The 278-nt window shown below is 66.2% G+C and carries 1 pseudogene; it reads left to right on the forward strand.

Going from position 1 to position 278, the window contains the following annotated elements:
- A pseudogene (secD, locus tag H2O73_RS23950) lies at positions 1-278 on the forward strand (protein translocase subunit SecD); the annotation flags it as partial.

The following is a 278-nucleotide window of genomic DNA, read 5'->3' on the forward strand; positions in this document are numbered from 1 at the left end:
CTCGAAGAACGCACCATCGGCCCGGAGTTGGGCCAGGACAGCATCGAGGCCGGCGCGCTGGCCTGCCTGGTGGCGCTCGGCGCCGTGCTGGTGTTCATGATGCTCAGCTACGGGCTTTTCGGTGTGTTCGCCAATATCGCCCTGCTGCTCAACATCGCGCTGATCTTCGGGGTGCTGTCGCTGATCGGGGCGACCCTGACCCTGCCGGGGATCGCGGGCATCGTGCTGACCATCGGGATGGCGGTGGACGCCAATGTGCTGGTCTTCGAGCGGATCCG

Source organism: Vibrio marinisediminis (genome assembly GCF_014050145.1).
GTDB lineage: Bacteria > Pseudomonadota > Gammaproteobacteria > Enterobacterales > Vibrionaceae > Vibrio > Vibrio marinisediminis.